This is a genomic window from Clostridium sp. AF36-4 (genome assembly GCF_003435975.1).
Lineage (GTDB): Bacteria > Bacillota > Clostridia > Lachnospirales > Lachnospiraceae > Eubacterium_F.
The window spans coordinates 1-23,182 of sequence record NZ_QTVH01000001.1 but is presented as its reverse complement, the minus strand read 5'-3'; the positions used below and the strand labels follow the sequence as shown (position 1 = coordinate 23,182).

Sequence of the window (23,182 nt, the reverse complement as noted above, 5' to 3'; positions counted from 1 at the left end):
ACCTCCCTCTTTTATAACCGTACACTGATTCCCCGCTCTTGCAGGTATTTTTTCAATTCAACGATTTCAAGTTCTTTAAAGTGAAATAGCGAAGCTGCCAAAACTGCATCCGCTTTTCCTTCCGTAAGGGCATCATAAAAATGTTCTTTTGTTCCTGCGCCGCCGGATGCAATAACCGGAATTGAAACATTTTCAGAAACCGTCCGTGTCAGTTCAACATCATAGCCGTCTTTTGTTCCATCACAGTCCATGCTGGTCAAAAGAATTTCGCCGGCACCTAAGCGCTCTGCTTCCATTGCCCATTCCACGGCATCTTTTCCCATATCTACACGACCGCCATTTTTGTAGATTGTCCATCCACTGCCGTCTGCCCGTCTTTTGGCATCAATCGCAACAACGACACATTGGCTTCCAAATTTATCCGCAGCATCCGATACAAGTGTCGGATTTAAAATTGCCGCTGAATTCACTGCAACCTTGTCCGCACCCTCGCGCAAAATCATACGAAAATCCTCAATCGTGCGAATTCCGCCGCCTACCGTAAATGGAATAAACACGGTTTCCGCCACTTTACGAACCATGTTCGCCTTTATCTCTCTTGCATCACTGGATGCTGTAATATCTAAAAAAACCAATTCATCTGCTCCTGCTTTTCCATAAGCAGCACCAACTGAAACCGGGTCTCCCGCATCAATCAAATTAACAAAATTAACTCCCTTTACCACTCTTCCCTCATTTACATCCAAACATGGAATTACTCTTTTCGTAAACACCGAAATTCCTCCTATCTTCGTCTTATTCTATATGGAAACAAAATTCTTCAAAATTTCCAGCCCAACATCTCCGCTCTTCTCCGGATGAAACTGAGTTGCAAAAATATTGTCATGTTCCACTGCCGCATGTACCGGAACAATATAATCCGTTGTAGCGGCTACATCTTCGATATGTTTGGCTTTTAAATAATACGAATGAACAAAATACACATACACATCCTCCGGAATTCCTTTTAACAGTTTTGAATTCGGATTTATTTTCAAAGAGTTCCATCCCATATGCGGAATTTTATATCCTTCTTTTTCCGGAAATCTTACAATTTCACCGGGGAGAAGTGAAAGTCCTTTTACATCATGTTCTGACTCATCGCTTCGCTCAAAAAACAACTGTAGTCCGAGACAAATGCCCATAATCGGCGTACCGGATGCCGCCACATCCTGCAGCACTTTTGCCAGTTCATAGCGGTTCATCTTTTCCATCGCATCCTCAAACGCACCAACTCCCGGCACAATTACATGGTCTGCTTTCTTAATTTCTTTCACATCTCTTGTAATCACCGGATGTTCCCCAATATATTGTAACGCCTTCTCAACGCTTTTAATATTTCCTGCATCGTAGTCTACAATTGCTACCATCGTTTTGTATCACCTCTGTCATTGTATTAGAATAGCCGACCGAAAAACCGGTCAGCTATCTTTTCATTATCTCTCATCCGCTTCATTTCTCTTCTGCCACTGCAAAAGAATCGCCTGCAAGCGGTCTGTGTATTCCTTTTGTGTCTCGGAAGCAATAATATTTCGTGCCTGTGATTCACTGACACCAAACTCATTGTATAATTGATTTGCGAGTTTACTCTCCAATTCATTGTACTGGCTGAGCATATCATACTGCTCCGCTTTTGATTTGTTTGCATCATAAAGACGAATTCCGCCAATCAAAGAATCCAAGGATTCCAAATACATCTTCATCTTATAATAATTCTGATAAGCATCATACTCACGCTGGAGCTGCATACACATACGCACCTTCTGTTTGAGTTCTTTCGACGAATCCGAAACAGAAACTCCTGCCAAAGAATCATAGGCGTTCTTATAATCCCGCTGTTCAAAAGAACTCTCCGCACTTTTTACGGATGTCGTATAAGAAAGTGCCTGACTGCCAAACACAACCGCTACACAGAGAAGTCCGAAAAATACCATAACAATCGCAGCACCAACCGGATTAATTCTGCCAACCACTTCATTAGCTTCCTGCTCGGCTTTTAATCGTTTCTTTTCTTCTTTTTCTGCCGCTTTTGCTGCTGCTTGTTCTGCCTTTGCTGCTGCTTTTTTTTCTTTTTCTTCTTTTGCCTGCTCTGCTTTTGCTGCCTTTTCCTCTGCTGTCTGCTGTTTCTTTTCCTCTTTCGCCGCTTTCTTCTCTTCAGCGTCAGCCTGCTCTTTCTCACGCTCTTTGGCTTCTTCCTCTGCGGACTGCTCCGTAATGATATTACCAAAAATACGTTTAAAGAAACCGTCTTTTTTCTCTTTTTTCTCTTTCTCCTGCTTTATATCTTGTACATCTTCCTCTGTGTCATCTGAAACCGCCAACGGCTCTCCGGACACACCAGCCGCTTCACTATCATCCAATACCAAAGGATCCAGCGCCAAATCACCAAAATCATCACCGGCATCTTCATCCATCTGCGGAACAAATTCTTCCTCAATTTCAGGAAATTCCGGTGCCTCATCTGCCTCACTGTAATCCACAGCAGAAAGTGCATCATCATAAATATCATCTACAGATAAAGCATCTGCATCATCGGCAAATACGCTTTCCTCATCATCTTCCCGAAAAAGAGAAGTCTCAGCCGGACTTTCATCCATAGGCTCTGCTGTTTGAACCTCCTCCTCCGGCTGCACTGCGGAATCCGGCTCATCATAATCTTCATAATCCTGCGAAAGCAGTGTCAAAAGTTCATTTACATCCGCTTCTCCATCAGAAGCTTCTTCTGCCGGTTTCTCCTCCACCTGTTCGTCCATAACGGGTGCCGGTTCACCTGCATTTTCCGGTTCTTTCTCTTCATCACTCATGCTCTGCATCAATTCTTCCAAATAAGCCTCATCCATCTGTGATTCTTCATTTTTACAGTCTTCACACAATTCTTCGCCATCCGGAATTTCTTTTCCACATTTTCTACATAAGGTCAAATGTCACACCTCCTCTTGCCAAAGCACAAACTTCTTATTTAAGCAAAAGGTCCAGCTGATGAACCAATCTGCCAATCTCCGGTTTAGAAAGCTGGGCATCTACACCAAGTGCCTCTCCTTTACGTTTCATCTCATCATTTACCAAAGATGAAAAAATAACAACCGGAAGTCCTTCAAATCTAGGGTCTTCTTTAATTTTCTTGGTCAGATGATGTCCATCCATCTGTGGCATTTCAATATCCGTAATAACAAGTGAAATATCTTTTCCAATCACCGCACCATCTTTCATCATGCGGTCCAAAGTGTTCCATGCTTCCAGTCCGTTGCTTGTTGGAATCAAATGTGAATAGCCAGCCTTTGTTAAGCATTTCTTCAACATCTCAAGAAGCAGCGGTGAATCCTCCGCAAGAAGGATTGTGTAATCAATACGGGAGCGCTCACCCATTGCCTCAATCTCAGACAGCTTAAGTCCCGTTTCCGGATTAACTTCCGTAACAATTTTCTCAAAGTCAAGAACAATAATTATTCTTCCGTTAATCTTTGTAATGCCGGTGGCTACCCCTTTACCATTTCCACTAATGGTAGAGTCCGGTTTTGCGATGTCTTTCCATGATACACGGTGAATACCAAGCACCTGCTGAACATGAAACGCTGTGTGTAGACGGTTAAAATTCGTAATAATATACATATCATGAGATGTGTCAGCGCTTGGCTGAACACCTAACGCTTTCGCCAAATCAATTACGGTAATCAGCCGTTCTCTCGGCATGAAGATTCCCTCTATGTACTCATGTGCATTCGGCACCATCGTTGGCTCTTGATACGGACAGAGTTCATTAATCTTTGCCACATTGATTCCATAATGCTGATTACCAACCACAAACTCCAATAATTCAAGCTCATTGGTACCACTCTCTAATAAAATTCCTGTTTCTACTGCCATTGTCTCTCTCCTCCTTACTCCATGTCATCAATATCATCAAACTGACCGGCATCTGCATCCAACCCCATTGTATGAAGGGTTCTGACTTTGCGCCGTTCTTGTTCTGCGGTAACTAAAATGACTTCTTTTTTTTCCTGATACATAAACGCCTCCTACTTCATTTTCACTGATGCTTTACTATTCCCTTCTTCAATCGACAAATCAATTGTAGAAGCGTTTGTCGCATTTTTATCTACCTGAAATACTAACACTGCCTTCTGTGACTTTCCTTTCGCAATCACAGTTTCCAAATAATCCAGTTGATTCTCCAATAAACTAATCTGTGGAGAATAAGTTGTTCCGTCCACATTCAGCTGATAGGTGATTTTTCGTCTGTCAATCAGTTTAACCTTTTTTTTCGCACCGGAATTATTTTTTAGTGAAAACTCTGCAACAAGTAGTTTTTTCCCCTGTTCGGCACGAATCTGTGAACTTCCGTATTTATCTGCCAGACGATAAGAAGTATACAAAATCGAAACACCTTTCAGATGATATAAATCATCTAACGATACTTCCTTTTTGGAATCTTCCGGTGTAGCTGCTGTCTGTTCCGGCTGCGATTCCTGTGGTGCGTCTGATGCCTGTGCAGCTGCCGATGTTGGTGTCGGTGTCGCCGGCATCGGTGTCGGCGTTTCTGTAACCTCTTTTTCTTCTTTTGCGATAAGCCGGTACGGATATTTGTCAGAATTTTGGAGCAAAACACCTGCTGCGTACTCCGCAATTTCATTTTCCTGCTCCTCAGACAAATTTTTTATATCCGCACATCCGGTAAGGGATAGAACGGACACAGCCAAAACGGCACATAAAAAACGTATCTGTCTCAAAAAACCCCTCCTTTTACAATTAAATCCAGTTTATTTATTATAGCACATATCCCGTCCATCAATCAACACTTTTCACGTCAAGTTCAAACCAAAATTCGACACCATTGTCATAATTTTTCACACCAAACTTCTGATTATGGGCATCCATAACGGCTTTTACGATAGATAAACCAATTCCATTGCCACCATATTCTCTTGTCCTTGCCTTGTCCACTTTGTAAAATTTCGACCAGATTTTATCCATATCTTCCTCCGGAATCGGATCTCCGGTATTGAATACGCTGGTGCATACATGGTCACCTTTCCGAATCGTCTTAATTTCAATTTTATTCTCGTATTTCACATGATTAAGTGCATTGCTCACATAATTGCTGACAACCTCCTCAATCATATACTCATCTGCCCAAACCATAATTGGTTCCTCATCCGGATGATATGACAACGTAACTTCTTTCTGACGGAACAAAATATCAGAGGAATTTACTATCGACTGAATTACACTTCGCAAGTCAAAATGTTCAAAATGAACCTGGTCATTTCCAAACTCTAACTGATTTAAACTCAGTAGTTTTTTTACCATCTTGTTCATCTTGTCAGCCTCGTCCACAATGACTTCACAGTAAAATTCACGGCTTTCTGCATCATCATTAATATTTTCCTGCAATCCTTCTGCATATCCCTGAATCAAAGCAATCGGCGTCTTCAGTTCATGCGAAACATTCGCCAAAAATTCCTGCCGCATCTGCTCCTGCTCCGAACGCCTCTGTAAATCCAGCTGCAATTCATTATTCGCTGTCTTTAATTCGGAAATGGTTTTCTCCAAGCGGTCTGACAAAGCATTCATACTGTTGCCAAGCACTCCGATTTCATCATCACGGTTATCTTTATAACGAGTTGAAAAGTCAAGTTTCTGCATATTTTTTGCATGAGCTGCCAGGCGCAGAATCGGCTTCGTATATTGATTGCTGACAAAATACATAATAAATACGCCGGCAATCATCACAATCATTCCGACATACAGCATAAACTGATTCGATACACTGGCACTTTCCTGTATACTCTGATAATTACTACGCAGATAAATCCAGTAATTATCGGGCATCTTTCCTGTGAGTTCCAAAAAATTAGAATCTACTCTCGTGTCATACACATTATACATCGAATAATTTGCTGTCTGTGTAATCATTTTACAGTTATCGTCTAGCTTTTGCCCAAAATAAATTGATTTTACGTACTTATCAAGTTGGTTTTTTGTTACCTGCTGCAAACGCTCACTGTCGCTCGGATATACATACGCTAATTCCGCGATATCACCAGACCCTTGGTAAACCCGAATCTGCACAAGATAAATGCTCATGTTGGTATTGCTCGAAAGCTGGTCTAACTTATCATAAATTGTATCTTTTTGCTCGCTGTCCATCTTATCCCAATCCACATTTTCACAAATATTGATAACACGCGAATAAACGCCCTGCATCTGGCTTACCTTATTGGACTGATAAAAATATGGCAAAAGCACAACGTTTGCAAGACTGATAACACCGATAATAATGACAATGGTAACGACAAAAATCGCTACCAGTCTTGTTTTCATGGAACGCTTCAAGATAATCACTCCATTTCCTATACTTCAAATTTATATCCCATACCCCAGATTGTCTTAATGTACTTTCCTTTTTCACCCATTTTACTGCGGAGTTTCTTCACATGGGTATCAATCGTTCTGGCATCACCAAAATAATCATAGTCCCACACGTGATTCAAAATCCGTTCACGTGAAAGGGCAATATCTTTGTTTTCCATAAAATAGGAAAGCAGCTCAAATTCCTTGTAACTCAAATCCACTTTCTCACCATCAATTATAACTTCATGTGCGGAGCGGTTTAACACAATTCCGCCATATTCGAGATTTTTCTCATTTGCCGAATTGGTTCTGCGAAGCAGTGCCTCTACACGCGCCACTAAAATCTTTGGACTAAACGGCTTTGCAATATACTCGTCCACCCCAAGTTCAAAGCCACGCAGTTCGTCATTTTCCCCGCCACGTGCCGTCAGCATAATAATAGGCACTTTGGAGTACTGGCGGATTTCCCTGCAGGTTTCCCAGCCATCCATCTTTGGCATCATAACGTCCAAAATCACAAGAACAATGTCCTTATTCTCCATAAAAACATCTACGGCTTCTTCGCCGTCTGCCGCCTCTAACACACGAAAATTCTGCTTTGTCAAAAAATCGCGCACCAGCTTTCTCATACGCTGTTCATCATCTACGACTAAAATTGTATTTCCTGCCATATATAAACTCCTTTCACTGATTCAGACTGTCCTCTTTTTGCTGAAGACGTTCTTCCCATTTTTCATATTTGTCAATCAACTCTTCTTCCATATTAGCCTTATAATTTGTAAAATATGTGAAAATCGAGTATTCAAATCGAAAATTTATTACAACAAAACCAATCAAAAGAACAACTGCCGCAAAAAGGGCAATTTTCAGTTTCTTATTCAGTAACTGCTGCCCTTCGTACAATCGCTTCCACTTTGCTTCTTTTCGTGATGTCTGAGCAATAACATCCGGCTTTTTCTCATTTTCTTCCTTAATTGGAATTGGCGCTAAAGACTGCTCACTCACGAGTCCGCTTTTCCCAATAAAATGCCGCAGTTCCATCAAAAAATTATAACCGGCCATCGTATGAAACATCTTGTCCGACACGCATTTATTATAAATTTTCAAAGCAATTTTCGGATTTTTCAAATCCGCTGAGTGAATCAGTTTTTTTATCTGCTCTGCTTCTTTTTTCGTCTGTTCATACGATTCACGGCTCTCAAAAGAATACTGGTTCGTTACATAATTTTCAGCCATAGAAATCCCCGCCTTTATTTCATCTTTGAATTTTTGCCAAGATACTCTTTTACTAATTCAATAAGCATATCATCTCTCGGATAACAGCTCTGTTCTTCGAGATATCTTTTCTCCATTGCTTTCAAAGTCTTGTCCTCTTCTTCTTCCGGCTCTAAAAACGCCAAAAGAAAGCGCTCATAATCTGCATCCGATAATGCAAGCCCCTCTTTTATGGCAATTGTCTTTGCTGTCATACGCGCTTTCACCTGATCGTCAGCTGACGACTGAATATCTTCATCAGTCTGACCTAATGCACCGATAAATTCTTCATACGATTGCCCACTTACTTTGGCAAACACCTGATACGAACGTTTTTGGTCTTTATATGCCTGTTTTCTGGAACCTTCCGGATATTTTTTCACGTTACATTCTTTTAATAAGTCCTCCCATACCGTATCACCGATTCCCTCTCTGTTTTCTTTTTCTTCCTTCGCTTTTGCGTATTCATAATACGCTTTTACGTTCGGATATTTGTTTTTCGACATCTTTTTCGCATATGCATCGTTAAACTTCGCATTCACCTCAACGGAAAAAGTAATCGTTTTCCCCGCCACGTCCGGATCTGCATCATCCTCTGCAAATGTCACATTCAGATTATATGTCTCTCCTAATTTCAAGCCCATCAATCCGCGTTCAAACGCCGCATTAAACAAATTTCTTGCACCAACTTGAATCACGGCACCGCTCTCACTCAAATCATCGGATGGCTGGTCATCGACATAGCCTTCGTAATCCAGAGAAATCCAGTCACCTTTCTCTACCCGCTCTCCATCGGCCACCTTTTTCTTCCAGTCCTCTGCCTCCAATAAAATCGCCTGATAAACTTCCGTCTCGGTCGGCGTAACGGTAACCGTTCTCCCCTTATATTTACCAAGTTCCAACATATTATTTTTTGTATAGTCGACTAGCTCTCCGTCCTTCATTTCACCCTGTGCCCGTATTTCTTTTTCCTGCGTTCTTGTCTGTGTGTTCGTTTGCTCCTGCTTATCTTTTTCTCCCTTATATCCAAAATAAAAACCGACGCAAAACCCAATCACTGCCAATACAATAATTACAATCCATGCTTTTTTCTTCGCCTTCATAATATCCTCCAGTACATTTTTCTATTGTCATTCTAGCACAAAAGTGTGACGAAAGAAAGAATATTTGCGTAACCCCTTAGCGGATACGGTTGCTCCGCCTCCAAATTTTCCTTTTCTCCGCTTCTTTTATTAAATAATCGCGGAATGCCGGATGTGCAATACTCACCAATGCTTCCGCACGTTCCCAGGTCGAACGCCCCTCAAGGTTCACAACTCCGTATTCCGTTGCCAGAAAATAAACCTGGCTGCGCGGCGAAGTGATAATATCGCCATTAAACTGCGGACGAACACGTGAATGAGTCTGTCCATCCTTGTCCACATACACACTGCTCATACAAATAAATGCCTTGCCACCACGTGAAGCCGATGCCCCAATCAAAAAATCTAACTGTCCGCCGGTTCCGCTAATCTGTCTGACTCCGGAACTCTCTGCTGCCACCTGCCCATATAAATCAACGGCAACACAACTGTTAATCGACACCATATGATCAATCTGCGCGATCACACTTGGGCGGTTCACATACTCAAGCGGATATGCCGCTACTCCCGGATTATCATCCAACCACTCATACAGTGCATTCGAACCAATCGCACAGCCAAATACACCTTTGCCCGGCTCCAGTTTTTTCTTTCGATTTGTCAATTTTCCCGCCAAATACATTTGCAAATACGCATCCGAGCAAAGTTCCGTATGCATCCCCAAATCTTTCAAATCCGATTTTGCAATAATTTCTCCTAACGCATTTGGCATACTTCCAATCCCAAGCTGCAACGTCGCTCCATCCACAATATGCGGAATCAGGTATTTGGCAATCTGCCTGTCAATTTCCGTCGGTTCCAGTGCTTCCATATTAACAAAAGGCTCATGCTCCCCTTCCACAATATAATCCACATCCGAAATATGAATACATTCGTCATAACCGCCACGCACCTGCGGAAGATTTTCATTTACTTCCACAATCACAATGTCTGCCATGCGGGCAATCGGTGCGGCAACACCGGTATTTACCGAAAAATTAAAATACCCGTGTTTATCCATCGGAGCCACACTGACCATAACAACATTAACGTCTAAAAAGTATTCATAATAAGCAGCATTGTTATGAAAAACCATCGGAATATAATAGCAGAGCCCTTTATCGCAGAGCCTTCTCTCATACGCCGAGCAGTGCCAGCTGTGATACACAAAATGCTCCTGCGTCTCATCGCATTCTGCCACCGCAATTGGTCCCGCCATCAAATTCCCACGGATTTTCACATCATGAAGTTCGTCTCTTCTTTTGGCAAGTGCCCGGTCTAAAAGAATCGGCTTTCCAAGACAACTCGTATAATCAATCCAGTCACCGTCTTTCACAACAGCAACCGCTTCCTCCGGACTTCTCAGTTTTTGCCTATATTCATTTCTAAAATCCTTCATCCATTCCCCTCATTTCTTATGACAGCCCATGTGGCCGTTTCTTTCCATTTTCATCCACTGTCACAAAAACAGCACGCCCGGTCAAATGACTCTCACCGGTCAGAAAATTCTTTCCTTCTACCAAAATCTCAATACTTGTCACCCCGATTTTTGATACCTCATAATCCAATTGCAGTATCATACCACTTACGACTTCTTTTTTTATCACCACTTCTTTCAGTGCGGCAAGTACAACGTGCTCATTCGTTCCTAACTTTTCAGTCACACCAATCATCGCAGCTTCCGTCACCCACTCCGATATATAGCCGGCGTATAAAGTCTGGTGATGGTTCATAAATTCAGGTCTGACAAAATGTCTGGTTGCTACTTTCATCATTTTCCCTCGTTTCTATGCAACAAGAGACCTTACACATACGCATAAGGTCTCCTGCCAAAATCTAGTTTCTTTTATGCCTCTTTGGCATTGATATAATTCATCAAACCTTCTGCCTTGATGATTTTCTGCATAAACTCAGGGAATGCCTGGCCTTTGTAAGACTCACCCTTTGTTTTATTTGTAATGATACCACTGTCGAAATCAATTTCCACTTCATCACCGGCTTCAATGCGCTCAGATGCCTCTTTACACTCAATAATCGGAAGTCCGATGTTAATGGAGTTGCGGTAGAAAATACGAGCAAATGTCTCTGCAATTACACAACTTACCCCCGATGCCTTAATGGCAATTGGCGCATGCTCACGGGAAGAACCACAGCCAAAGTTTTTCTCCGCTACAATGATATCACCTTTTTTTACCTGATTTACAAAATCTTTATCAATATCTTCCATACAGTGTGTAGCAAGTTCTGCCGGATCCGAAGAATTCAGATAACGGGCAGGGATAATTACATCCGTGTCCACATTGTCACCATATTTAAATACTTTTCCTAATGCTTTCACAATCAATTTCCTCCATTTCTTACAAGCCAAGTTCGGATGGCTCTGAGATTCTACCGGTAATGGCACTTGCTGCGGCAACTGCCGGACTTGCCAAATATACTTCTGAATCCACATGTCCCATACGTCCAACAAAGTTACGGTTTGTTGTGGATACCGCACGCTCACCTGCTGCTAAGATACCCATGTATCCGCCAAGGCACGGACCACACGTTGGTGTGCTGACAACAGCACCTGCCTCGATAAAGGTCTGCACAAGTCCTTCTTCGATTGCCTGTAAGTAAATCGCCTGTGTGGCAGGAATCACGATGCAGCGGATTCCTTTTTTTACTTTACGTCCCTTCAAGATGCTTGCGGCAACACGCATATCCTCGATTCGTCCATTTGTACAGGAACCAATGACAACCTGATCGATGACTACTTCGCCGGCTTCTTTTACAGTCTTTGTGTTTTCCGGCAGATGCGGGAACGCAACCGTAGGCTCTAACGTATTCAAATCAATCGTAATCGTCTCATCATACTCGGCATCTTCATCCGGCTCATAAATTGTATATTTCTTTGTCGAATGTTCTTCCATATATGCAATCGTCTTTTCATCAACCGGGAAAATACCATTTTTGGCACCTGCTTCGATTGCCATATTGGCAATGGAGAAACGATCATCCATAGACAAGCTCTTTACACCCTCGCCCATAAATTCAAGAGAGCGGTACAACGCACCATCTACGCCAATCAATCCAATCAGATGAAGGATTACATCTTTACCGCTGACCCATGGCTTTAACTCACCTTTTAATTCTACCTTAATGGCAGATGGTACTTTAAACCATGCCTGTCCGGTAATCATGCCGGCACCCATGTCGGTACTTCCGACACCGGTGGAAAAAGCACCCAGTGCACCGTATGTACAAGTATGGGAATCTGCTCCAATACATGTCTCACCGGCAACAATCAAACCTTTTTCCGGCAAAAGGGCATGCTCAATTCCCATCTCGCCAACTTCAAAATAATTTGTAATTCCCTGTGCTTTTGCATATTCGCGTACACATTTGCAGTGTTCTGCTGATTTAATATCTTTATTCGGTGCAAAATGATCCGGTACAAGTGCAATTTTGTCCTTATCAAACACCGTCTTTTTATTCAATTTCTCTACTTCATGAATCGCTACCGGTCCGGTAATATCATTTGCCAGTACCAAATCCAAGTCTGCCTCAATCAACTGACCCGGTACTACCGACTCCAGTCCTGCATGGGCCGCAAGAATTTTCTGCGTCATCGTCATACCCATCGTTCATTCCTCCATTCTTTGTGTATAAGTTCTTAACATTCACTATCATAACAGAAAAACGGCGTTCTGTAAATTATGTTCCGTCTAAAAATTTACAAAACCACCGTTTTTTAATTATTTTGTACCGGTTGAACCAAAGCCGCCCTCACCGCGCACTGTATCCTCTAACTCGGATACTTCTTCGTACTCCGCAAAAATATAAGGAGCAATCACCATCTGTGCCACGCGCTCGCCGCTTTCAATCGTTATATCTTCGTTTGAATGATTGTGAAGCGCTACCATAATCTCGCCGCGGTAATCGGAATCCACCACACCAACTTTATTGGCCGGTGCCAGTCCTTTTTTACACGCCAGCCCGCTTCTTGCATACACAAGTCCGACAAGTCCTGTAGGAATTTCCATCGCAATCCCGGTATGGACAAATTCCGTTGCTCCTTTTGCAATGGTAAGCGGTGCATCCAGACACGCATACAAATCCGCACCCGCCGCAAATTCCGTTCCGTAATGCGGCATCTGTGCTCTTTCGTCTAATTTTTTAAATTTTACTGTTGTTTTATTCATTTTCTTCCTCACTATTTATTGTATCTCACGTTCCCAGTGAACAATTTCTCCGGCATCTAATGTCTTTTTTACATCAATAATACGCTGATTATCGGAACCACGGAAATTGATTTTCAGATTTTTTCTGTCAATCATAAACTCTCCATCAACCACAATATCAAGATAGGATACAATTTCTTTTGTCACTTCCGACTCTTTACACATTTTATCTAAGACATCTTTGTCAAACAAATAACCGGTATAGCACCAGATATTTTTCTCCGGATATGTCTGTTTTACCGCGCGAAGCAATGGGAGAATCCCCTCCTGATTGACAGGCTCCATCGGCTCACCGCCAAGCAGGGACAAACCGGCAATATAATTTGGTTTTAAATACTCTAAAATCCGGTCGATTTCTTTTTGTGTAAAAGGTTTTCCATAATGGAAATCCCATGCTTCTTTATTAAAACATTCTTTGCAGTGATGCGTACATCCGCTGACAAACAAAGATACACGCACACCTTCACCATTTGCTACATCGCAGTATTTAATATCTGCGTAATTCATTTTCTTTCATCTCCTCTTTACAGATGGAGTACGCGGGCATTAATCTCCTTGGTTTTGCCCACATTCCAGAAATTCTCACCCAGATACCCACAGGTTCTTCTTGTTACGTTCATTTTGTCATGGTCTTTATTTCCGCAGTTTGGACATTCCCACTCAAGATTATCATTAATAATAATCTCGCCGTCATATCCGCACACATGACAATAATCCGATTTTGTATTAAATTCAGCATACTGAATATGCTCATAAATATATTTAACAACTTCTTCCAGTGCAGGCAGGTTGTTCTGCATATTTGGCACCTCTACATATGAAATCGCACCGCCGGAAGAAATAACTTGGAACTGTGCCTCAAATTCAAATTTACTGAAAGCATCAATTTTCTCGCGCACATCCACGTGGTAAGAATTGGTATAATATCCTTTATCCGTTACATCTTCAATCTCACCAAAGCGTTTTTTATCAATTTCAGCGAAACGGTAGCAGAGGCTTTCTGCCGGTGTTCCATAAAGTCCAAAATGGATTCCGGTTTCCTCTTTCCATGTATCCGTTGCACGGCGCAGACGGTTCATCAGCGCTTTTGCAAACTGACTTCCCTTTTCCGTTGTCTGACTCTCGCCGGTCATCAGTTTCGTAACTTCATACAAACCGATGTATCCAAGAGAAATCGTGGAATAACCGCCATGTAACAATTTATCGATTTTCTCTCCTTTTTGCAGACGTGCAATCGCACCATACTGCCAGTGAATCGGACTGACATCACTGGTTACACCCTCAAGCGCACGGTGGCGGCACATCAAAGCTTCAAAGCAGAGCGACAATCTTTCTTCCAAAAGCTGCCAAAAATATTCCATATCGCCTTTTGCTAAAATACCAATCTGCGGAAGGTTTAAACTGACAACACCCTGGTTAAAACGTCCCTCAAATTTATAATTACCGTTTTCATCTTTCCACGGTGTAAGGAAACTGCGGCATCCCATGCAGCTAAATACATTTCCTTCATAATTTTCACGCATTTTCTTTGCGGATATGTAATCCGGATACATTCTCTTTGCCGAACAGCGGACAGCAAGTTTTGTAATGTAATCGTACTCACCGCCTTTTAATGCATTGTGCTCATCTAATACATAAATCAGTTTCGGGAACGCAGGTGTCACATAAACACCTTTTTCGTTTTTAATTCCCTCTAAGCGCTGACGAAGAATCTCTTCAATAATCATCGCATTTTCTTTGATGTATTCATCCTTTGGATCCAAATTTAAAAACAGTGTTACAAATGGAGACTGTCCATTCGTTGTCATCAAAGTATTAATCTGGTACTGAATTGTCTGCACACCGGAGCGGAGTTCGTCATTTACACGTTCTTTAACAAATTCTTCAATTACATCCGGCGCAATTTTCCCTGCATAACGCTCGGTATAATGCTTGCGGTACTTGTCCGCACTCTTTCTCAAATATTTGCCAAGGTGTCTGGTGTCTACCGACTGACCGCCGTACTGACTGCTTGCTACAGCTGAAATAATCTGTGTCATAACCGTGCAGGCAACCTGAAAACTCTTTGGACTCTCAATCAGTTTTCCGTTCATCACTGTACCATTATCAAGCATATCCCCAATATTAATCAGACAGCAGTTAAAAATCGGCTGAATAAAATAATCCATATCGTGGAAATGAAGCACACCGTCTTCATGCGCTTTTGTGATTTTCTCCGGAAGAAGAATACGCTTTGTCAAATCTTTTGACACCTCTCCGGCAATCAAATCGCGCTGGGTACTTGCCACATATGCATTTTTATTTGAATTTTCCTCCATAACATCTTTGTTGCTGTTTTGGAGAAGACTCATAATCGAATCGTCTGTGGTATTGGCTTTACGAACCAGTTCTCTCGTATAACGATAAATAATATACTTTTTCGCAAGGTCAAACTTTCCTGCCGCCATTAATTTCTGCTCAATGATATCCTGAATATCTTCCACCTGCATCGTATCACGTTTCATATTCTCGATACCGGCAACGATGCCATCAATCATGTCATCATTAACCCTTTCAAACGTATCCACTTCTGCATTTGCCTTCCGTATTGCAATCAATATTTTGTTTCGGTCATATTCTACGGTTCGGCCATCCCTTTTGATTACCCTCACTTTTTGTACAACTCCTTTCAATCCGTACCAATACTAACGTTCATAATTTTTCCTACAGGAATCATTATACCAAATGAGGTATGCATTGTCTACTATATATTGTAATTCTTTTGTATTTTTTTTGCAGTATGCACTATATCATGTGTTTTTACGGAATATAAAAATAAGAGCCGGAAATTCATCCAAAGCCCTTATTTTACGTTATTCCACACTCAAATCTGGTGTAAGAAAATATGAAAAGCAACCGGTATCGGATATTTTTCCTGGACCTCTGACAAGTCACAAAGCAAAAGCCCATGCACTACATCTTGTGGTTTTCCTTCCGGAAGAATAATCTCATAACCGCGCATATGCCACTCCACATGGGAGAAAATATGCTTGCCGCTCTTTAATCGTTTTACCGTCACCTCACAGGATACGGTTTCTGACAAATACTCTTTCACCTGCTGCATCGTCAAATGTCCTTCTTTTGATGGAAATTCCCACATACCGGCTAATAGCCCTTGATTTGGTCGTCTTACAATTCCAATCCGGTCACCCTGCCGGAATACAAGGACTGTCTTTTTCTCGATACGGCGCTTTTTCTTCTCCGCCTTTTTCGGCAGTTCCATCTCACGCCCTTCTTTGTGAGCAAGACACAAATGAGAAAGCGGACATTCTTCACAGAGTGGTTTCCCATTTGGAATGCAGATTACTTCCCCGAGTTCCATCAGTGCCTGATTAAATTCGCCCGGACAGTCCTTTGGCATAATGGCACGAAGTTGTTTTTCCATCTTAGTCCGAACCGACATCTTCATAATATCTTCATCGCAATTTAAATACCGCATCGTAACACGAAGCACATTGCCATCCACCGCCGGCTCTGCTAAGCCGTAAGCAATGGATGCAATCGCTCCCGCTGTATATCTGCCGATTCCCGGCAGTGAAAGCAGCAAATCATAATCGGCCGGCAGCCTGCCATCATACCGCTCCACCAAAAGAGAAGCTGCCCTCTTTAAATTGCGTGCGCGGTTATAATACCCAAGTCCTTCCCACAATTTCAGAAGTTCTTCCTCCGAAACTGCTGCCAGAGAAGGAATATCCGGCAGACACTTTGTAAACCGGTCATAATATGCTTTTGCCGCTTCTATTCTTGTCTGCTGGAGCATAATCTCCGACAGCCATACATGATACGGCGTAGCATCATCCCGCCACGGCATACTGCGTTTTTCCTTTTCATACCATAAGCAAAGAGGCTCAACGAGAGCCTCTAGTTTAAATTCTTTATTTTCGTTCATTTTCACCTTTTCCCAGTTCTATTTCATTGTGGGACAAATCGACGTACTGATTAATTTCCTCGATATCCATATGGGTAAATTCGGAAAGTTCTTCAATTGTCGCAATACGTCCGTATTCCTGCGCTAATGTCCTCGTTGCCTCCAGCAAAAGGTTCACACGCCCAAGCAGTGCATGCACGCTGTCCGTTCCTGCCAGTTCTTCATCTACTAATTCAATCAACCGGCTTCTCACTGCATGTTCAATGGCTTTTTGATAATCCACAACTTCTTCATTTCCACAGAGCATCGCAACACAGGCGGTTAATTCCAAATTACCTTCCTGAATCAAATCTTCCACCGGCACACCACGGCCGCGGTATTTATCCGCCAACTGCATGACCCGGTGCAGATGCGCTTCGATAACAGAAGAAATTACTTCTTCCTCGCCTCTTCGCAACTGTTCGAGTAAACGCACAAGTTCCTCTTCTTCGTACCGCTTTAACTGACACAGTTCTTCTTTATATAAGCGCAGATATTTGGAATCCTTTTCGCTTTTTTCGACAGCCTCTTCTTCCGTTTTCTCTACCGGCGCACGATATCCTTCTACCTCAATCCGATGTTCTTTAAGGTATGCATAGACAAATGGCATCTGTTCCTCTGTCAAATTCCAGTCACTGCAATAATCGGCAATTTCTTGTTTGGTGAGCAAATTTTCTTTCGTTCGTCCAAAATCTACCAACTCTTCCATCTGACGTAGAAATTCTCTCTGGTCCATATCTGCCTCCTTAATTTTTACAATGCACTCCGATAAATCGCAATCACATCATCACGATTCAATTTCACATAATTTCCTTCGGTCTTACGCCCCTTCAAAAGCTTATCGGTCATAAGCTCGATATCCTCTTCTTTTGCACCAATCTCTGCGAAAGAAGACGGCATGCCGATTTTTTTCAAAAATGCTTCAAACGCCTCAATTCCTTTGAGTGCGGTTTTCTCCGGATGTTTCTCATTCATCGGCACATCAAATATACGGTTTGCAAATAAAGCAAGTTTACCCGGATTTTTCTTACAGACATAACGCATCCAAAGCGGTGCAATTACTGCAAGTCCTGCGCCATGAGTGACGTCATAAAGAGCTGACAGTTCATGCTCAATATGGTGGCTTGCCCAATCCTGCACACGACCGACACCGCAAACATTATTATGTGCTAACATACCTGCCCACATAATGTTTGCACGCGCTTCATAATGATTTGGATTTTCAATGACACGCGGTGCCTCATATACAATTGTTTTTAAAATTGCTTCACACAAGCGGTCTGTAATCTCAACTTCCTCTGTGTTGGAAAAATAACGCTCACAAACATGAATCATGATATCCGTTGCTCCCGCTGCCGACTGATACGGAGGCAGGGTGCAGGTAAGTTCCGGGTTCAAAATAGAGAACTTCGGACGAAGCAAATCACTTTTTGTTCCCTTTTTCACCATTGTTTTTTCATCGGTAATTACAGTATTTGGTGAACCCTCACTTCCGGCTGCCGCAATCGTCAATACCGTTCCGATTGGAAGTGCTTTTTCAACAGATGCCTTGCCCTGGTAAAAATCCATGAAATCTCCATCATACAAAGTACCGGCGGCAATTGCCTTAGACGAATCAATCGTACTTCCACCACCGACGGCAAGAATAAAGTCAACCTTTTCTTTCTTGCACAACTCAATTCCCTCGTATACAAGTCCGCTTCTTGGATTTGGTTTTACACCACCAAGTTCACAAAATTCCAAACCACTTTCCTTTAATACGGAAATCACGGTATCATAAAGTCCGCTTTTTTTAATAGATCCGCCACCATAGTGAAACAGCACTTTATGTCCACCAAATTTTTTTATTAAATCAGCAACATGCTTTTCGGCGCCTTTACCAAAATCAAAATAAGTCGGCGCATAAAAGGTAAAATTATCCATTATAAAATATTAAGTCCTTTCTTCGATGCTTCTTCCCACACATCATCCGGCCAAATCGATGCTTGTACTTCTCCAATATGTGCTTTTTTCAGGAAAAACATACAAATTCTTGACTGTCCGATTCCACCACCGATGGTATACGGAAGTTTCTTTTCCAAAATTTCTTTCTGGAACGGAAGGTTTTCGCGCTCCGGGCATCCTGCTTTTTCAAGCTGCTCCTTCAATGCCTTTTCATCCACACGGATTCCCATGGAAGAAATTTCAAATGCCATATCAAGAACCGGGTAATAAACGATAATATCACCATTTAATGACCAGTCATCATAATCCGGTGCACGTCCATCATGCGGCTCTCCGGAAGCTAACTTATCTCCAATCTGCATCAGGAAAATGGCACCATATTCTTTTACTGCCTCGTACTCACGCTCTTTTGGCGTCTTGTCCGGATATCGGTCCTCAAGTTCCTGTGTTGTCACAAAGGTAATCTGCTCAGGCAGGGATTTCTTAATGTAGTCATACTGCATTGCCATATAATCTTCTGTTTCCATCAATGCCTGATATACTTTATTTACAATAGTTTTCAAAGTATCTACATTACGTTCTTCTTTGTCGATAATGCGCTCCCAGTCCCACTGGTCGACAAACAAAGAATGTACATTATCGGTTTCTTCATCACGGCGAATCGCATTCATATCTGTATAAAGTCCCTCTCCATGAGCAAAACCATAACGGCCCAACGCATGACGTTTCCACTTAGCTAATGAATGTACAATTTCTGCCACCCTTCCGTTCTGCTCCAAAATATCAAAAGAAACCGGGCGCTCTACACCATTTAAGTTGTCATTCAATCCGGAATCCGGGTCAACAAAAAGCGGTGCCGAAACTCGTGTCAGATTTAAATTGGCAGCCAAAGCCTTTTCAAAGAAATCCTTTACTTTTTTAATTGCTACCTCAGTCTCGCGGATATCTAACGCTGACTGATAGCCTTGTGGAATTATTAAATTCATGTTACTAACCTCCTAGTGTAATCTTTATAAGTCACAATTATTTACAGTACGTGGGAACGGAATGACGTCACGGATGTTTTGCATACCGGTCAAGTACATAACACATCTCTCAAATCCGAGACCAAATCCGGCATGGCGTGCCGTACCATATTTACGCAAATCCAGATAAAATTCATAATCTTTTTTATCCAGTCCACATTCGTTCATTCTCTCAACCAGCTTATCATAATCATCTTCACGCTGGCTTCCTCCGATAATCTCCCCGATTCCCGGAACCAGACAGTCCATAGCGGCAACTGTTTTATTATCGTCGTTCATCTTCATATAAAATGCCTTGATTTCTTTTGGATAATCCGTTACGAAAACAGGGCGTTTGAAAATTTCTTCCGTAAGATATCTCTCATGCTCGGTCTGCAAATCGCATCCCCAGCTTACTTTGTATTCAAATTTATCATTGTGCTCTTCTAAGAGTTTGATAGCTTCGGTATAAGTAACATGTGCAAAGTCCGCATCCACAACTCCCCGCAGACGCTCAATCAGTCCCTTGTCCACAAACTGATTGAAGAATTTCATCTCTTCCGGTGCATTCTCAAGCACATAGCGGATAACATATTTCAACATGCTCTCAGCTAACATCATGTCATCTTTCAAATCCGCAAATGCAATTTCCGGCTCAATCATCCAAAATTCTGCCGCATGGCGTGTCGTATTTGAATTTTCTGCACGGAATGTCGGTCCAAATGTATAAATGTTTTTAAACGCCATCGCATACGTTTCACCATTTAACTGACCACTTACGGTAAGGTTAGTTTCTTTGCGGAAGAAATCCTTTGTGTAATCTACTTTTCCTTCTTCTGTCATCGGAAGGTTTTCCATATCCAATGTCGTCACACGGAACATTTCACCGGCACCTTCACAGTCACTCCCGGTAATCAATGGCGTGTGTACATAAACAAATTCTCTCTCCTGGAAGAATTTATGAATCGCATACGCAATCAAAGAACGCACACGGAACACTGCCTGAAATGTATTTGTTCTCGGACGAAGATGGGAAATCGTACGAAGATACTCAAAGGAGTGTCTCTTTTTCTGCAATGGATAATCCGGTGCAGACTCACCTTCTACAACAACCTCATCTGCCTGAATCTCAAATGGCTGTTTCGTTCCCGGTGTTGCTACTACTTTTCCCGTAACAATCACGGCTGCTCCTACATTCAATTTGGAAATTGTTGAAAAATTATCAAGTTTATCTGAATATACCACCTGAAGCGGCTCAAAAAATGTTCCATCATGAACCACTAAGAATCCAAATGTTTTGGAATCTCTGACGCTTCTTAACCATCCTCCGACCGTAACCGTCTGTTCTACATACTTTTCCTGGTTGCGATACAAATCGCGTATACTAATTAATTCCATATCTGCCTCATTTCTGCGTCTAAAACACAATAATATAGTTAGTTCTATTCTCAATTTTACAGTTTATCAAAATATGAAAAAAAATGCAAGGGCTACCGCTTGTGTTTGTATTAAATAAACGGATGGCGGATTTTTTAGTTTCCGTAGTTCAGCAGAAAAGCTTTGCGTCTCGTGGGTGCTTTCGCTCATTGAGTACGTAGCGGTATGGGCACCGAAAATACCAGTGCCTCATACCGACGTACTCAAAACCCACGAGTCACAAAGCTTTTCTACGGAATTACTGGAATCCAAAACACTCCTATTACACAGCCAAGGAATGCCAAATCACTTGCCGTGAAAGCAGATAGATTAGCGGTTTCCATTTGTTGCTTTAATTCCGGCAGTCTGCCGCCAAACTTTACCGCTGCCCCTATCCCTGCTATCACGCAAAAAACCACAACACATATAAGCAGTTCACAGTATACTCTTTTCGGATTCATTTTTATTTCTCTTTCGTTTTTTCATTTTATCAATTTGCTCAACAAATAGCATCGTTTTAACTCACTCATATCTTCTGTTTCGATTTTATGAATCAAACACACAATACATTTTCGTGCATTATCAAAATTATGTCCGCGGAATTTTTCTGTTTTTAAACTTCCATGCAGATAGGTAAAAGGGTTATAGTCAGGCTCAACACTGCCTAATATCAATGCATGCTTTAAGCTCTTTTTTACCGGATAATTAAATTGTGCCATCAAATAATGGCTAAGTATCTTATGGTCTTTTGTCTTTATTCCGCATCCTTCTTTCTTTTTTCTTTAGTATAAAAAGAAGTGTTAAACGAGTACATTCAAATATCTAAACTTTTTTAATTCGTAGATAGAATCTACTATCAACAACATAATCTAGCAATAAAGCATCTTGTTTTCCACGTTTATTCACGTTATTTAACCTTTATTCACGTTTTATGTTGACATTTGTTAACGATTGTGCTAATATCTGAGTTACAATACAACAACCATTAAAGGAGGTAACCATTATGTTTATTGAAGAAAGACACAAAAAAATACTGGAAATGCTGCAAAAAAACAAAAGTATCACAAATCAGGAGATACAAGATATGTTTGGCATAAGTTATGATTCTGCCAAACGTGACCTGCGTCTGCTTGAAGAACAAGGTATGCTAAAAAGAACTCACGGCGGCGCCATTTTAAGAGAAACAATCGGGGCTCAATATAACATTGGTGATTTAACAGCTAAGGAGCGCATTGCCAAAGTTGACCCAAATTATCTTGCCATTGCAAAGAAAGCAGTCACCTGTATAAATGATAATGATGTAATATTTATCACTAGCGCAAGCATTGGGTATCTTATGACACAGAATCTGCCGCATGATTTGAATTGTACCATTGTAACAAATTCCATCTCTATCGCAGATAATCTGCGCCAATATCCAAACATCACCATCCTTCTTTTAGGAGGCCAATTACACAAAAACGGCTGCGTATATGATGGTTTCGCCATTGAGATGTTAAAACGGCTGCGCTTCGATAAAATTTTTATCACCTCAGCAAGAGTCAGTGCTGACTTCGGATTATCCATCCAGCGAACCAGAAATTTATGTCTGTATAACACTCTTCTTGCGTCTGCAAAAAAAGTTTATGGACTTTACCCTACCAGCAAAATTGGCACAGATTCTATTATAAGCATTTGTCCTATTAACGCTTTAGATGTTCTTATTACTGATGACGATGCATTAGAAGAAGACTTAAAAGCAATTGAAGAAAATGGTGTCGAAATACTTCTAACAGTATAGTCAACCGAGGCGGCAGCCGAGACCTCGAACTTCGAGCCCCGGCGGGGCTCGAATCATGACCACCAGCTCAGCTGGTGGTTTCCTCTGCGGCTATAAGCCTGTGG

General features: G+C 41.7%; 25 protein-coding genes. 1 reads left to right on the top strand and 24 read right to left on the bottom strand.

Translation table 11 applies throughout. From position 1 onward, the window contains the following. Positions 1-11 precede the first annotated feature (11 nt). From hisF to DW005_RS00010, 24 genes are all read right to left on the bottom strand, one after another. The gene (gene hisF / locus DW005_RS00120; RefSeq protein WP_117477674.1) at positions 12-773 is read right to left on the bottom strand and encodes an imidazole glycerol phosphate synthase subunit HisF; all 762 of its coding nucleotides are present in this window, start codon (positions 771-773) and stop codon (positions 12-14) included. 27 nt (positions 774-800) lie between these two features. Then, positions 801-1,409 (bottom strand): imidazole glycerol phosphate synthase subunit HisH, encoded by a 609-nt coding sequence (gene hisH, locus DW005_RS00115; protein ID WP_117477673.1) that lies wholly within the window; start codon positions 1,407-1,409, stop codon positions 801-803. Positions 1,410-1,475: 66 nt separating this feature from the next. Further along, on the bottom strand, positions 1,476-2,960 hold the full coding sequence (locus tag DW005_RS00110) for a hypothetical protein (RefSeq protein ID WP_117477672.1): 1,485 nt from the start codon (positions 2,958-2,960) through the stop codon (positions 1,476-1,478). A gap of 34 nt (positions 2,961-2,994) precedes the next feature. Beyond that, positions 2,995-3,903, bottom strand: a complete 909-nt coding sequence (locus tag DW005_RS00105) for a chemotaxis protein (protein WP_022378079.1) — start codon at positions 3,901-3,903, stop codon at positions 2,995-2,997. Between the two features lie 14 nt (positions 3,904-3,917). After that, positions 3,918-4,046, bottom strand: coding sequence for a hypothetical protein (locus tag DW005_RS14320; protein ID WP_278286492.1), 129 nt, complete (start codon positions 4,044-4,046; stop codon positions 3,918-3,920). A 9-nt stretch (positions 4,047-4,055) separates the two neighbouring features. Further along, positions 4,056-4,766 carry a DUF4352 domain-containing protein gene (locus tag DW005_RS00100; RefSeq protein WP_117477671.1) on the bottom strand — a complete coding sequence of 237 codons (711 nt, stop codon included), beginning with the start codon at positions 4,764-4,766 and terminating at the stop codon, positions 4,056-4,058. Positions 4,767-4,824: 58 nt separating this feature from the next. Then, positions 4,825-6,372 (bottom strand): HAMP domain-containing sensor histidine kinase, encoded by a 1,548-nt coding sequence (locus tag DW005_RS00095; protein ID WP_242989327.1) that lies wholly within the window; start codon positions 6,370-6,372, stop codon positions 4,825-4,827. Between the two features lie 17 nt (positions 6,373-6,389). Then, entirely contained in the window at positions 6,390-7,061 is a 672-nt protein-coding gene (locus tag DW005_RS00090; protein WP_022378083.1) for a response regulator transcription factor, read from the bottom strand. A 13-nt stretch (positions 7,062-7,074) separates the two neighbouring features. Continuing rightward, complete coding sequence (locus tag DW005_RS00085) at positions 7,075-7,626, bottom strand: hypothetical protein (RefSeq protein WP_022378084.1); 552 nt, start codon at positions 7,624-7,626, stop codon at positions 7,075-7,077. Between the two features lie 14 nt (positions 7,627-7,640). Further along, positions 7,641-8,747 carry an FKBP-type peptidyl-prolyl cis-trans isomerase gene (locus tag DW005_RS00080; protein ID WP_117477670.1) on the bottom strand — a complete coding sequence of 369 codons (1,107 nt, stop codon included), beginning with the start codon at positions 8,745-8,747 and terminating at the stop codon, positions 7,641-7,643. Between the two features lie 76 nt (positions 8,748-8,823). Beyond that, on the bottom strand, positions 8,824-10,164 hold the full coding sequence (locus DW005_RS00075; RefSeq protein WP_022378086.1) for an acetyl-CoA hydrolase/transferase C-terminal domain-containing protein: 1,341 nt from the start codon (positions 10,162-10,164) through the stop codon (positions 8,824-8,826). A gap of 16 nt (positions 10,165-10,180) precedes the next feature. Further along, entirely contained in the window at positions 10,181-10,540 is a 360-nt protein-coding gene (locus DW005_RS00070; RefSeq protein WP_147324404.1) for a hypothetical protein, read from the bottom strand. A gap of 71 nt (positions 10,541-10,611) precedes the next feature. Then, the gene (leuD, locus tag DW005_RS00065) at positions 10,612-11,103 is read right to left on the bottom strand and encodes a 3-isopropylmalate dehydratase small subunit (RefSeq protein WP_022378088.1); all 492 of its coding nucleotides are present in this window, start codon (positions 11,101-11,103) and stop codon (positions 10,612-10,614) included. Positions 11,104-11,122: 19 nt separating this feature from the next. Next, the gene (gene leuC, locus DW005_RS00060; protein ID WP_022378089.1) at positions 11,123-12,388 is read right to left on the bottom strand and encodes a 3-isopropylmalate dehydratase large subunit; all 1,266 of its coding nucleotides are present in this window, start codon (positions 12,386-12,388) and stop codon (positions 11,123-11,125) included. 114 nt (positions 12,389-12,502) lie between these two features. Next, positions 12,503-12,949, bottom strand: a complete 447-nt coding sequence (dut, locus tag DW005_RS00055; protein WP_117477669.1) for a dUTP diphosphatase — start codon at positions 12,947-12,949, stop codon at positions 12,503-12,505. Positions 12,950-12,964: 15 nt separating this feature from the next. Then, positions 12,965-13,495, bottom strand: a complete 531-nt coding sequence (gene nrdG / locus DW005_RS00050; protein WP_117477668.1) for an anaerobic ribonucleoside-triphosphate reductase activating protein — start codon at positions 13,493-13,495, stop codon at positions 12,965-12,967. A gap of 17 nt (positions 13,496-13,512) precedes the next feature. After that, positions 13,513-15,639 (bottom strand): anaerobic ribonucleoside-triphosphate reductase, encoded by a 2,127-nt coding sequence (nrdD, locus tag DW005_RS00045; RefSeq protein ID WP_022378092.1) that lies wholly within the window; start codon positions 15,637-15,639, stop codon positions 13,513-13,515. Between the two features lie 212 nt (positions 15,640-15,851). Further along, a complete protein-coding gene (gene mutY / locus DW005_RS00040; RefSeq protein ID WP_117477667.1) occupies positions 15,852-16,916 on the bottom strand; it encodes an A/G-specific adenine glycosylase in 1,065 nt (354 codons plus the stop codon). Beyond that, the gene (locus tag DW005_RS00035) at positions 16,903-17,670 is read right to left on the bottom strand and encodes a sigma-70 domain-containing protein (RefSeq protein WP_022378094.1); all 768 of its coding nucleotides are present in this window, start codon (positions 17,668-17,670) and stop codon (positions 16,903-16,905) included. Before DW005_RS00035 ends, mutY begins: the two co-directional genes overlap by 14 nt. Before the next feature lie 17 nt (positions 17,671-17,687). Next, entirely contained in the window at positions 17,688-18,857 is a 1,170-nt protein-coding gene (locus DW005_RS00030) for an iron-containing alcohol dehydrogenase (protein ID WP_117477666.1), read from the bottom strand. After that, positions 18,857-19,864, bottom strand: coding sequence for an aspartate--ammonia ligase (asnA, locus tag DW005_RS00025; RefSeq protein WP_117477665.1), 1,008 nt, complete (start codon positions 19,862-19,864; stop codon positions 18,857-18,859). Before asnA ends, DW005_RS00030 begins: the two co-directional genes overlap by 1 nt. A 24-nt stretch (positions 19,865-19,888) precedes the next feature. After that, the gene (asnS, locus tag DW005_RS00020) at positions 19,889-21,280 is read right to left on the bottom strand and encodes an asparagine--tRNA ligase (protein WP_117477664.1); all 1,392 of its coding nucleotides are present in this window, start codon (positions 21,278-21,280) and stop codon (positions 19,889-19,891) included. Positions 21,281-21,549: 269 nt separating this feature from the next. Further along, the gene (locus tag DW005_RS00015) at positions 21,550-21,759 is read right to left on the bottom strand and encodes a hypothetical protein (RefSeq protein WP_117477663.1); all 210 of its coding nucleotides are present in this window, start codon (positions 21,757-21,759) and stop codon (positions 21,550-21,552) included. A 21-nt stretch (positions 21,760-21,780) separates the two neighbouring features. Beyond that, positions 21,781-22,020, bottom strand: a complete 240-nt coding sequence (locus DW005_RS00010) for a hypothetical protein (protein ID WP_147324403.1) — start codon at positions 22,018-22,020, stop codon at positions 21,781-21,783. A gap of 281 nt (positions 22,021-22,301) precedes the next feature. On the opposite strand from DW005_RS00010, the gene DW005_RS00005 reads away from it, so the two are divergent. Continuing rightward, on the top strand, positions 22,302-23,078 hold the full coding sequence (locus DW005_RS00005; RefSeq protein ID WP_117477661.1) for a DeoR/GlpR family DNA-binding transcription regulator: 777 nt from the start codon (positions 22,302-22,304) through the stop codon (positions 23,076-23,078). The last annotated feature ends 104 nt before the right edge of the window (positions 23,079-23,182 follow it).